The organism is Prevotella amnii DSM 23384 = JCM 14753, assembly GCF_000378745.1.
Taxonomy (GTDB): domain Bacteria; phylum Bacteroidota; class Bacteroidia; order Bacteroidales; family Bacteroidaceae; genus Prevotella; species Prevotella amnii.
This window is the reverse complement of record NZ_KB905289.1, coordinates 17,430-29,202: the sequence shown is the minus strand read 5'-3', so window position 1 is coordinate 29,202 and position 11,773 is coordinate 17,430. Positions and strand designations below refer to the sequence as shown.

The window sequence follows — 11,773 nt, the reverse complement described above, 5'->3', positions numbered from 1 at the left end:
TCAAGTTCGCGCAGAGAATCAAAGTGTTTGAGTATGCCGAACAGCATTACGACGAGATGTTGGTAGCCGTCAAAACGCTTCACGTAAGCCTCGCTTCCTTTCGTTTCGTGGCTTATTTGAAGAATTTTCTCTTTGTCGAGTAACTTTAATACTTGACTATAGACCGGCTGTCCGGTAAAATGACTATCTTTGCTCATGGTTATATTTATTATATTGCAAAAACAAAAATAACCAAAAGGGCTGATACCTCGTGAGAAGTGTCAGCCCTAAATTTGTATCTTACCCAAAAGTTTAGCGGACAGCAATAAATTTTTTTAAAATAGTATCCAAAGCCAATAAAACAATACACTAAATAAGTATAAAAAAATCCCATCTCTATAAAACAAATAAGAAATGGGACTTTTTAATCAACTTTCCACTATATTAGCTAATTCTTCTATTAGATTTAATACATATACAAAAAATTAATTATTTACCGAACCACCCATAATATCAAGAAGTTCAGAAGTAATTGATGCTTGTCTTGATTTATTATATTGCAAATTAAGTGTACGTAACAATTCATCTGCATTATCAGTAGCTGTTTGCATAGCTACCATACGCGCAGCATGCTCTGAGGCATTACTATCTAAACTTGCTGTATATATCATATTATCTAATAAACGTGGAATCAAGGTATTTAATACTGTTTTTATATCTGGCTCCACCAAAAAGTAGTCTTTTGACAAATCTTTTAAAGACTGTTCCTCATTATCAGAAGATTTCTCCAAAGAAACAGAACCATTGTTCTTATCATTACCATTATTAAGATTAATTTCTATTGGTAAGAATGTCTTACGAGTTAGTATTTGCGTTCCTGCACTCTTAAAATGATGATAAACAAGCTCCACTTTATCAAAATCTCCTTCTATCCACTTTTGACAAACTTCTGTAGATAACTGTCGTGCTCTCTTAAGACTAGGCTTTTCTGCTAAATCTGAATAAAGATTGACAACAGTATAGCCCATTTTCTTAGCTTTTTCATAAACCTTGCGACCTATAGTGTAAATAACTATATCTTTATTGCTAAATCCTTTTTCCTTATAAGACCTAACAGCATTATGCATAGCCTTAATAATATTGGTATTAAATCCGCCACAAAGCGAACTACTGGAAGAATAGACAATAAGAGCCACACGCTTTATTGGACGCTCCTGGTTATATGGCGTTTCAATTTCAGGAGTCGCCTCTAAGAATGATCTTAAAATATGCTCTAGCATTCCTTCGTAAGGAAGCATACTCTCTATAGCCGATTGCGAACGATGAAGCTTACTAGAAGCCACCATCTTCATAGCACTTGTAATTTTACGCGTGCTATTTACACTGGCTATTCGAGTTTTTATTTCCTTTAATGATGGCATCTATCTAACCTTTCTATTTAAATTGCCCAGCTATATTAGCCATTACACTCTCTATCACTTTAGTAATATCATCAGTCAAAACACCTGAAGCAAGAGTATTAATAATATCAGTATGATTAGAACGCATACTTTCTAAAAATAAATCCTGACATTCTCTTACTTTATCCACAGGGACTTCACGCATCAAACCATGCACACCACAATAAAGTATGGCTACTTGTTCCCCTACAGGCATTGGTGAATATTGAGACTGTATAAGCAACTGATTGTTTTTACGTCCCCTATCCAAAGTCATAGCTGTTACATTATCCATATCAGAAGAAAACTTAGAGAAAGTCTCTAACTCTCTATACTGAGCCATATCTATCTTCAACGTACCTGCAACCTTCTTCATACTCTTTATCTGTGCAGACCCACCAACACGAGATACTGAAATTCCGACATTAATAGCAGGACGAAATCCTTGATTAAAGAGGTGAGACTCTAGATAAATCTGCCCATCTGTAATAGATATAACATTAGTAGGGATATATGCAGATACATCACCTGCTTGAGTTTCGATAATAGGAAGTGCTGTAAGTGAGCCTCCTCCACGAACGTGCCCTTTCAAAGAGTCTGGTAAATCGTTCATCTTCTCTGCTATTTCCTGCTCATTATTAATACGTGCTGCACGCTCTAATAAACGAGAATGAAGGTAGAACACATCACCAGGATAAGCCTCACGACCAGAAGGGCGACGCAGTATTAAAGAAACCTCACGATATGCAACTGCTTGCTTAGATAAGTCATCATAAACAACCAATGCTGATAAACCTCTATCACGAAAATATTCACCAATAGCAGCCCCTGCAAAAGGTGCATAATATTGCATTGCTGCAGGATCAGCTGCAGTTGCACTAACTACTATAGTATATGGTAAAGCACCATGATCACTTAAAGTTTGCACTAAAGCAGCTACAGTAGAAGCTTTTTGACCAATAGCAACATATATACAATAAACGGGATTACCTTCCTCGTAAAAGCTCTTCTGATTAATAATAGTGTCAATAGCAACAGCTGTTTTACCTGTTTGACGATCACCTATTATTAACTCTCGCTGACCTCTACCTATAGGAATCATAGAATCAACAGCCTTTATTCCTGTTTGGAGTGGTTCTTTTACAGGCTGACGATAAATAACACCAGGAGCTTTTCTGTCTAATGGCATTTCAAAGGAATTGGTAAGATCAAGTTCGCCTTTACCATCAATAGCCTCACCTAAAGGATTAACTACACGACCCAAGAAATTGTCATTAACACGAATAGAAGCTATACGATGTGTTCGCTTTACACTTTGCCCCTCCTTTATACCCGTGGTTGGACCTAAAAGAATACAACCAACATTGTCCTCCTCCAAATTCATCACGATAGCCATAGTACCATTCTCAAACTCTAGCAACTCGTTAGCCTCTGCGTTTCGAAGCCCATATATACGAGCAACACCATCGCTTACAGTCAATACGGTACCGACCTCATCAAACTTTTCTTCAGAGTTGATGCCTTGAATCTCTTTTAAGAGAACTTCAGACACCTCACTTGGTCTTATTTTATCTGACATTTTCTAATTACTTTTTTAACTGAGAAAGAAAACTCCTCAACTTCGATTTGACACTAGCATCCATCTTGTAGGTATCATACTCCAAAATAAAACCTCCAATAATATCGGGATCTACTTCTGTTATAAATTCTACAGTCCCTTGTGTCTTTGCCTCTACAACCTTCTGCATCTTTGACTTAATACATGGAGTAACAGGAGCTGCAGTGGTCAATTTCCCACGAATAATCCTCTTCTGCTTTCTATAAAGCGTTATGTAAGACATCGCCATGAACTGTAGGATTGCCTCCCTACCCTCTTTAAGAACTACTTTTAAGAAATTAAGCATCAAGTCTGAAATACCTTTTCCACCACTTGCTGTAATTAATAAATGTAGCTTTGTATCTTTTGAAAGCATAGGATTCTCTATAGTACTACGCAGATTTACTACCTGAACATAACTTTCAGATATTCTCTGCGCCTCATTATAGATCTGATTTTCGATCCCTATTTGTGTAGCACTCTTTAAAAGCGCACGTGCATAACGAACCGATATAATGCCTAAATCCATAAGATGTTAGTTACTTTTATTATTTGAAGAAGAAACATTATCCAGCAAACGATTAATGTAATCCATCTGTACCTCAGAGCTTGATAACTTATTGCGGAGAATTTTCTCTGAAATATTGATACTTAATTCTGCCATTTGATTACGAATATCTCGAAGAGCTTTCTGCTTTTCATTTTCAATTACAATCTTAGCATCTGATATCAATCGAGAAGCCTCCTGACGAGCCTTATCATGCGCCTGACTTACAATTGCCTCACGAGTAGCTGTAGCTTCCTTTAATATTAAGGCTTGCTTCTCACGAGCTTCTTGCAAAATGGATTCACTTTCTTTTTGTATATTGGCGAGCTTCTCATTAGCTTCTTGAGCTTTACGAAGACTCCCGTCAATATACTCCTTACGATCGTTTGCCATCTTTAATATAACAGGGAATCCCCATTTCTTCAAGATAAAGAAAACTATTAAGAAGACGAGAGTCATCCAAAAAAGCAGACCAATACTAGGAATTAATAAATCCATACGCTGTCTTTTGTCCTTTCTGTTTTAATTTTCAATCTTTCTAATAAATAAACCTTTTACAATACTATTGCCAAAATGGCTACAATTACTGCAAAGAAGGCTACACCTTCAACAAGTGCTGCGGCAATAATCATAGAAGAACGAAGATCGCCAATCTTTTCTGGCTGACGCGACATTGCTTCCATTGCATCACCACCAATTCTACCAATTCCAATACCTGCACCAATAGCTGCTAAACCTGCGCCAATAGCTGCTCCAAACTTTGCTAAGGCAACATCTGCTAATAATAATGATAACATAGTTTTTAAATTTTAATTGTTTTATTAATATTCTGTTTTATTTTATTCCTTTTTTAAGATTCATGATGATGTGGCTTTACATGTGCCAATGAAATAAACACAGCACTAAGCATAGTAAATACAAGTGCTTGAATATAACTTACTAACAACTCTAACAACATCATAAACACACTCATAGCAACACTTACTACTGACATTCCGCTACCTGCTAACCAATTTACTATAGCATTATTAGCTATACCAAACATAATGAAAATAATTGCAGCAAAAGCTAAAGCTATAGCATGGCCTGCTAACATATTTGCAAACAAACGAACTATCAAAGCCAACGGCTTGGTAAATATACCAAATAACTCAATGAAAGGCATCAAAGGAACAGGCACCTTAAGCCATGTTGGAACATCTGGCCAAAAAATCTCTTTCCAATATTCCTTTGAACCTGTAAAATTAGTTATTAGAAATGTTGTTACTCCAAGAAAGAATGTGCAAGTAATATTACCCGTTAAATTTCCTCCACCAGGAGGGAATGGTACTATACCCATCAAATTAGATACAAATATAAAGAAGAAACAAGTAAGTAACCAAGAAGCATATTTTTTAGCCTCTTTACCCATACATGCTACAATGACCTCCTCATAAATATTCTGAACAAACATGTGTATCAAACCTGTAAATCCTTTAGGTGCAGGATCGTCCATCTTATGCTTTTTGCACCATCGTGCAGGAATTAAGATAACAAGTAATAAGATTATTGCATTTATAAATAATATGCAAACTGTTTTTGTTATAGAAAAATCCCAAGGCCTAACCTCACTTTTACCTACCTTCTCTACAATTTTATTAGGATTAGCGGCATCATTACTATTCTTAATTACCAAATTATATGGACCCACTCTGTCCTCATTAGGACGCTCTGCCTCTGAAAACTCAGAACTACTAAACACATGCCACCCTGTTGTAGTCCTTACTATAATAGGTAAATGGACTACTAATGAAGTTTTGTGTTTGCCAGAACCTATATCTGTAATATGCCAATCATAAGAATCTTTTACATGACCCCACAATATTTCTTTTACATCCACCTGTGATTTCTTGGACATATCTTTAGCAAACAATTGGCAGCTTGCTAAAAGTAGTAATATTAAACAGAGGTATTGCCTGAATAATTTCATCCTTATTTATTATTTAATCTGTTATTTTTTTCATAGAAGAAAAAGAACATTGTATCATACACTAATATGGAGATATAATAAACTGAAAGTATTAACAAGAAACTGATTAACTCAAATTTTACTTTTGCTAGTAACATTATTCCTATTACAGCCACTATAAAGGTAAGAAGTAACCTTATAGCCGATGCTGCTAAATAAAAATGACTAAGCCGTGCAGGGAACTGCTTTGCTATAAACTTCCATATCTGTATATAAGTGCTACTTAAAAACAGCGCAAAGACAGAATTAAAAACAACTATACCATATAAAGACTCCTTTTTGATAATTAGGACTAATAGAAGGATAACTAGTGTTATTCCCGCAATAATCCAGAAATTCTTTTTACGATATGTAGATGCTATTTTATCTGTTTCCATTCTACCCTTCTTTACTGTCTATCTTTTGATGCCCTTAAAACACATCTTTAAATATCAACACATAAATTGACTTCATTCTTTTGAACTTCGACAAAACCACCATGAATATCCAACTCTTGTTGTTCACCATTTACAGTATAAACCACTTTTCCTCCTACTAAAGTAGAAATAATTGGAGCATGATTTGTTAAAATCTCAAAGTCTCCTTTCTCACCTGGCACTAAAATGCGATCAATTAATCCATTGAATACTATATGCTCTGGCGAAATAATTTTGAGTGTTAGCATATCTAAAGCTTTTTTATTTTGTCTTATGTAAAAATTAGCCTTGTGCTGCAGCCAGCAACTTTTTAGCCTTTTCTTTTACTTCTTCTATTGTTCCAACATTTAAGAAAGCTTGCTCAGGAAGATCGTCTACCTCGCCATCAAGTATAGCATTAAAGCCCTTTATAGTTTCTTCAATAGGCACCATTACTCCCTTAATACCTGTAAACTGTTCTGCCACAGTAAAAGGCTGAGAGAGAAAACGTTGTACACGACGCGCACGATTTACAACGAGCTTATCTTCATCAGACAACTCATCCATACCTAAAATAGCTATAATATCTTGAAGCTCATTATAATGCTGTAAAGTCTCTTTTACACGCTGAGCACACTCATAATGTTCTTTACCTACTATTAATGGATCAAGAATACGTGAAGTACTTGCCAATGGATCTACTGCTGGATAAATTCCAAGCTCTGCTATTTTACGATCCAATACCGTAGTAGCATCAAGGTGAGAGAAAGTTGTAGCAGGAGCAGGGTCAGTTAAGTCGTCGGCAGGAACATAAACAGCCTGTACTGAAGTAATAGATCCATTTTTCGTAGATGTTATTCGCTCTTGCATAGCTCCCATTTCACTTGCTAATGTTGGCTGATAACCAACAGCTGAAGGCATACGACCTAACAACGCTGAAACCTCTGAACCAGCCTGAGTAAAACGGAATATATTATCAATAAAAAACATGATATCAGCAGCTTCTCCATCTTTGCCACCATGATCACGAAACTCCTCTGCCACTGTAAGGCCTGACAAAGCTACAGAAGCACGAGCCCCAGGAGGTTCATTCATCTGACCATATACTAATGTAGCCTGCGATTTCTTTAACTCTTCCTTATCTATCAAAGACAAATCCCATAAGCCTTTTTGCATTGCCTCATGAAACTTCTCACCATACTTAATAACACCCGACTCTAACATATCTCGAATCAAGTCGTTTCCTTCACGAGTACGCTCACCTACACCAGCAAACACAGAATAACCATTATGCCCTTTAGCAATATTGTTGATAAGCTCCATAATAAGTACTGTTTTACCTACACCAGCACCACCAAATAAGCCTATCTTACCACCTTTCATGTAAGGTTCCAATAAATCAATAACCTTTATGCCTGTAGATAATATCTCTTTCCTCGTAGAAAGCTCTTCAAATTTTGGAGCTTCACGATGAATAGGATAAGCACCTTCCATACTTAAAGCTTCCATACCATCAATAGGCTGACCTATAACATTTAACATCCTTCCTTTAATCTGATCACCAGAAGGCATTACTATAGGCGAACCTGTTGGTACGACCTCTAAATCTCGTTGCAGACCGTCTGTATTATCCATTGCAACACAACGTACAGTATCCTCGCCTATATGCTGCTGTACCTCAATTATAAGATCTTCTTTATTTGACCTCTTTACACGTAAAGCATCATTGATTCGAGGTAATACCTTTTCAGGCTCTTCACCTTGAGTGTCAAAATAAACATCGATAACAGGACCAATGATCTGTGAAATACGTCCGATTATTTGTGACATAATATCTTATTTTTTTATTTTTAATATTCTAACAAAATTTGAATCTAACATTATTAAATGCTTAATTCATCTAAAACTTTAATTAATTTTTTATCAAAAGGCTTATCCTTTCTAATAGCTTCAGACAAAGGAACATAAACAAGCTCATTATTTCTATCACCTATCATAATATTTCTCTGACCTTGCAAAATAGCTTCTATCGCTCCTACACCTGTCCGCCCGGCTAATATCCTATCGCGCGCAGAAGGCCTACCTCCACGCTGCAAATGCCCTAAAATAGATACTCGCACATCATAATCAGGAAACTCCTTACGCACACGATCTGCATAAAACATAGCACCACACTTTGGACTTTCTGAAACTATCACTATACAACTCTTTTTTGATTTACGTATTCCACGTTGCATAAAACGAGCCAACTGGTCTACATCTGTAGAGTCCTCTGGGATAATTGCAGCCTCTGCCCCACTGGCTATAGCCGAATTTTGAGCTAAAAAGCCTGCATCACGACCCATAACTTCTACAAAAAAAATACGCTCATGGCTTTGTGCTGTATCTCTTATTCTATCCACACACTCCATAATCGTATTCATTGTAGTATCATAACCTATAGTGTTATCTGTACCAAACAAATCATTATCAATTGTACCAGGCAAACCTATACAACATATATCATATTCCCGAGCAAAAATCATTGCTCCTGTAAGTGAACCATTCCCACCTATTACAATAAGAGCATCAATATTTTCTTTCTGTATTGTTTCATAAGCCTTTGCCCTTCCTTCTGGCGTTTCAAAAGCTTTAGAACGTGCCGTCTTTAATATTGTACCGCCTTGCCCGATAATTCCACTTACGTTTTCTGTTGTAAATGTTTTTATATCGCCTGCTATCAAACCATCGTAACCACGATAAATACCTTTGATAGTAAAACCGTTATAAATACCAGCACGAGTAACAGCTCTAATAGCTGCATTCATACCCGGAGCATCTCCTCCAGAAGTAAGCACACCAATAGTTTTGATTTTAGCCATTTGATATATCTTCTTTAAGTCTATAAGTTATCGAAATCCACATACAAAGATAATAAAATAAAACGTGGTTATACACCAAAAACTATAAAAAATTATCTAACTTTAACGCTATAAATTAATTTATTTTACAAAGAAAAAAAACATTTAAATGTCCTCTTTATAGAAAGTTATTAATACATACTACTATATAATTAAAATAACTATACTATCTTTTAAATTAAACTTATTTAATACTTCGACATCATTCTTACTCAGCAAAAGCATAAGCTAAAACCTTTATCATTGCAAAATTGTTAAAAAATAATATTATATACAATACAACAAAGCTAATAAACAACAACTACACTTTTCCTTCTAAGTTAGATTATAATAACAAACAACCTACAGACAGATTATTATAATTTGTGATATATAAATATCTTCTAACCATATAAGCTATTATCTTTTTAAAAAAAATATGATTTTTCACATACCTATACAGTAACTTTTATCATATCAAAAACAATCTTTTACATAGCTATAATAAGTATATGAAAAACAAAAATAGCTTATTTTTGATACAAAAATAAATTAAAAAAGCATCAAAAATAAGCTATTTTACACTTCACTTTATCACCTTTTACCTTCTTTGTCACCATGTTTTCTTTCTTAAACAGTTACTCTTTAGAGTATTATGAGGAAGAGCTTATAAACTTAATAGCTTTTTTATATACAAAAAATAGCCTATAAAAATATAATCCCATCAACAAATACAAAATTAATTATATATTTTTTCTAAGAGATCTTGAGTGTTAAGAATAAAAACACAATGTCTAATTATTAATAAAATAGAGTATAAAAAGGATAGATAAAATGCAAAGAGTTAAGTTGATATCTTTCCACTTTTTTGTGCAAATTTTAATAATTACATATGCTAAAATGCCAAGACACACACCATCAGCAATAGAATAACAAAGCACCATTGTTATCATTGTAATAAAAGCCGGGAACGATTCTGATATATCTTGTAGATTAATCTTCTTTACAGAATCAAGCATTAACACTCCTACCATTACTAAAGCACCACTAGTAGCAGCACTGGGAATAATCATAAATATAGGAGAAAGGAATAATGCTAATACAAATAACAATCCAACAGTAAAAGAGGTTACACCAGATTTTCCACCTTCTGCAACACCACTAGCACTCTCTACATAAGTAGAAATAGTGGAACTCCCTAAAGCTGCTCCTACTGTAGTTCCTATAGCATCGCTCATCATGGCTTCTTTTACACGAGGAATGCTACCATCTTGCAACATAATACCAGTCTTATCTGCTAATCCCATCAAAGTACCAAGGGTATCAAAAATATTAACCAACAATAAAGAGAATACTACAAGTAAAGTTTTTAAACTTAACAGACCTGCAAAATTAAATTTACAGAAGATAGGAGAAATATCTTGTGGCATTGCTAAAGGAAGCCAACCATCAGAAAACTTAGTAACTCCCATAGGTATACCTATAATAGTTGTTATAATTATACTCCAAAAAAGAGAACCTTTTATATTGTTTGCCATCAGTACACCGCTTAGCAATATAGCTATAACACCTATTATACAAGTAGGTGTAAAAGCGCCCAAACCTACAAAGGTAGCTTCTTTTGCAACAATAATTCCTGCATTCTTTAGGCCAATAAAAGCAATAAACATTCCAATACCTGCAGATATAGCAAAACGTAAGTTATAAGGAATGGAAGATAATATCATCTCTCTAACATTGAGAAAAGTAATAAGAATAAAAGCAAACCCTTCTATAAGCATAATGGCAAGTGAGTGTTGCCATGTATATCCCATTGCTTGACAAAGAGTATAAGCGAAAAAAGCATTTAACCCCATAGATGGAGCTTGTGCAAAAGGGAGTTTTGCCATAAAAGCGAGCAAGAAAGTAGCTATCGCCGAGGCTAAGGCTGTAGCCGTAAACAGAGCACCTTTATCCATACCTGTTGAAGCAAGAATAGCGGGATTAACAGCTAAGATGTAGCTCATCGTTAAAAAGGTAGTTGCTCCTGCAATAATTTCAGTGCGAAGCTTCATCTGCTTAGGATCGAATCCTAACACTTTAAATAAGAACGTCATACTTTTTTTTAGTTTTGTTTTTTATTTTCTTTTTTATTTTTCAACCAATTATCTATCATAATACGAGCTATAGACAATGGCTCTGGAATAGTAGGAAGATTGTTTTTTGAAAACCAATGACCTTTTGACAGTTCGCTTTTTTGCAAATGAAGTCTTCCGCTATCATATTCGGCAAAGAATCCTACCATCAATCCACATGGATAAGGCCATGGCTGTGAAGAGAAATATCGTAAATTTTTTATTTTTATTCCTGTTTCTTCTAAAACTTCCCTATGAGCAGCTTCTTCCAAAGTCTCACCAGTTTCAACAAAACCTGCAATGAGACCATAAAAATTAGTCTTAAAATTACGTGAATGCACTAATAACACTTCTTCTCCTCTCTGAACAAGTACTATAACAGCTGTTGAAAGTTGTGGCCAAAATTCTTTCCCACAATTAGTGCATAGTTTAGATATATTGGTATTCATCTTCATAATGCCACCGCATATACCACAGAATGATGTGTTTTTATCCCAATAAAGTAATTCGTAACACTTACCTGCTTTTATATAAAGCTCTTTAGATAATTTATAAAAAGACTCGCGGAGCTTACACATTTCATATTGAGAATCATTTATAATAGCTGTATTTATACTAAACGCTTTCACCTTATAACCATTTTCGGTAGGTGTTATATCCATTATATGTGTCCATGAATATGTGGGTATTGGAGATTTTTCTGCAAAAGGAATGTTATAAGTATTTCCCTCTTTCTTTAGTATAATATTATCTTTATAAAATATAAACCAATATTTCACAGCGTCTTCTCTATATATATAATGTGTAAAAAATAA

General features: G+C 34.8%; 13 protein-coding genes. All 13 read right to left on the bottom strand.

Annotated elements, in window-relative coordinates; genetic code table 11:
* On the bottom strand, nucleotides 1-197 hold a 197-nt coding region (locus F596_RS0107935), incomplete at its 3' end, for a DUF4372 domain-containing protein (RefSeq protein WP_019036433.1).
* 267 nt (nucleotides 198-464) lie between these two features.
* The gene (locus tag F596_RS0107930) at nucleotides 465-1,400 is read right to left on the bottom strand and encodes a F0F1 ATP synthase subunit gamma (RefSeq protein WP_019036529.1); all 936 of its coding nucleotides are present in this window, start codon (nucleotides 1,398-1,400) and stop codon (nucleotides 465-467) included.
* Between the two features lie 13 nt (nucleotides 1,401-1,413).
* Complete coding sequence (atpA, locus tag F596_RS0107925) at nucleotides 1,414-2,997, bottom strand: F0F1 ATP synthase subunit alpha (RefSeq protein ID WP_019036528.1); 1,584 nt, start codon at nucleotides 2,995-2,997, stop codon at nucleotides 1,414-1,416.
* Nucleotides 2,998-3,004: 7 nt separating this feature from the next.
* Nucleotides 3,005-3,544 carry a F0F1 ATP synthase subunit delta gene (locus tag F596_RS0107920; protein ID WP_019036527.1) on the bottom strand — a complete coding sequence of 180 codons (540 nt, stop codon included), beginning with the start codon at nucleotides 3,542-3,544 and terminating at the stop codon, nucleotides 3,005-3,007.
* 6 nt (nucleotides 3,545-3,550) lie between these two features.
* Nucleotides 3,551-4,060, bottom strand: a complete 510-nt coding sequence (gene atpF, locus F596_RS0107915) for a F0F1 ATP synthase subunit B (RefSeq protein WP_008451406.1) — start codon at nucleotides 4,058-4,060, stop codon at nucleotides 3,551-3,553.
* A gap of 56 nt (nucleotides 4,061-4,116) precedes the next feature.
* Nucleotides 4,117-4,359: an ATP synthase F0 subunit C gene (gene atpE, locus F596_RS0107910; RefSeq protein ID WP_008451413.1), complete on the bottom strand. Its 243-nt coding sequence runs from the start codon at nucleotides 4,357-4,359 to the stop codon at nucleotides 4,117-4,119.
* A 53-nt stretch (nucleotides 4,360-4,412) separates the two neighbouring features.
* Nucleotides 4,413-5,531, bottom strand: a complete 1,119-nt coding sequence (gene atpB, locus F596_RS0107905) for a F0F1 ATP synthase subunit A (RefSeq protein WP_008451417.1) — start codon at nucleotides 5,529-5,531, stop codon at nucleotides 4,413-4,415.
* 2 nt (nucleotides 5,532-5,533) lie between these two features.
* On the bottom strand, nucleotides 5,534-5,947 hold the full coding sequence (locus F596_RS0107900; protein ID WP_019036524.1) for a hypothetical protein: 414 nt from the start codon (nucleotides 5,945-5,947) through the stop codon (nucleotides 5,534-5,536).
* Between the two features lie 47 nt (nucleotides 5,948-5,994).
* Nucleotides 5,995-6,234 (bottom strand): FoF1 ATP synthase subunit delta/epsilon, encoded by a 240-nt coding sequence (locus tag F596_RS0107895; protein WP_008451389.1) that lies wholly within the window; start codon nucleotides 6,232-6,234, stop codon nucleotides 5,995-5,997.
* Between the two features lie 34 nt (nucleotides 6,235-6,268).
* Nucleotides 6,269-7,795 carry a F0F1 ATP synthase subunit beta gene (gene atpD / locus F596_RS0107890; protein WP_008451393.1) on the bottom strand — a complete coding sequence of 509 codons (1,527 nt, stop codon included), beginning with the start codon at nucleotides 7,793-7,795 and terminating at the stop codon, nucleotides 6,269-6,271.
* Between the two features lie 53 nt (nucleotides 7,796-7,848).
* The gene (gene pfkA, locus F596_RS0107885) at nucleotides 7,849-8,826 is read right to left on the bottom strand and encodes a 6-phosphofructokinase (protein ID WP_008451419.1); all 978 of its coding nucleotides are present in this window, start codon (nucleotides 8,824-8,826) and stop codon (nucleotides 7,849-7,851) included.
* A gap of 812 nt (nucleotides 8,827-9,638) precedes the next feature.
* Nucleotides 9,639-10,940 carry an NCS2 family permease gene (locus F596_RS0107875; RefSeq protein ID WP_019036523.1) on the bottom strand — a complete coding sequence of 434 codons (1,302 nt, stop codon included), beginning with the start codon at nucleotides 10,938-10,940 and terminating at the stop codon, nucleotides 9,639-9,641.
* 8 nt (nucleotides 10,941-10,948) lie between these two features.
* Entirely contained in the window at nucleotides 10,949-11,737 is a 789-nt protein-coding gene (nudC, locus tag F596_RS0107870; protein WP_019036522.1) for an NAD(+) diphosphatase, read from the bottom strand.
* Nucleotides 11,738-11,773: the final 36 nt, after the last annotated feature.

Coding starts and splice junctions, on each gene's coding strand:
- F596_RS0107930 (WP_019036529.1), bottom strand. CDS start 1,400: ATGCCATCATTAAAGGAAATAAAAACTCGAATAGCCAGTGTAAATAGC.
- atpA (WP_019036528.1), bottom strand. CDS start 2,997: ATGTCAGATAAAATAAGACCAAGTGAGGTGTCTGAAGTTCTCTTAAAA.
- F596_RS0107920 (WP_019036527.1), bottom strand. CDS start 3,544: ATGGATTTAGGCATTATATCGGTTCGTTATGCACGTGCGCTTTTAAAG.
- atpF (WP_008451406.1), bottom strand. CDS start 4,060: ATGGATTTATTAATTCCTAGTATTGGTCTGCTTTTTTGGATGACTCTC.
- atpE (WP_008451413.1), bottom strand. CDS start 4,359: ATGTTATCATTATTATTAGCAGATGTTGCCTTAGCAAAGTTTGGAGCA.
- atpB (WP_008451417.1), bottom strand. CDS start 5,531: ATGAAATTATTCAGGCAATACCTCTGTTTAATATTACTACTTTTAGCA.
- F596_RS0107900 (WP_019036524.1), bottom strand. CDS start 5,947: ATGGAAACAGATAAAATAGCATCTACATATCGTAAAAAGAATTTCTGG.
- F596_RS0107895 (WP_008451389.1), bottom strand. CDS start 6,234: ATGCTAACACTCAAAATTATTTCGCCAGAGCATATAGTATTCAATGGA.
- atpD (WP_008451393.1), bottom strand. CDS start 7,795: ATGTCACAAATAATCGGACGTATTTCACAGATCATTGGTCCTGTTATC.
- pfkA (WP_008451419.1), bottom strand. CDS start 8,826: ATGGCTAAAATCAAAACTATTGGTGTGCTTACTTCTGGAGGAGATGCT.
- F596_RS0107875 (WP_019036523.1), bottom strand. CDS start 10,940: ATGACGTTCTTATTTAAAGTGTTAGGATTCGATCCTAAGCAGATGAAG.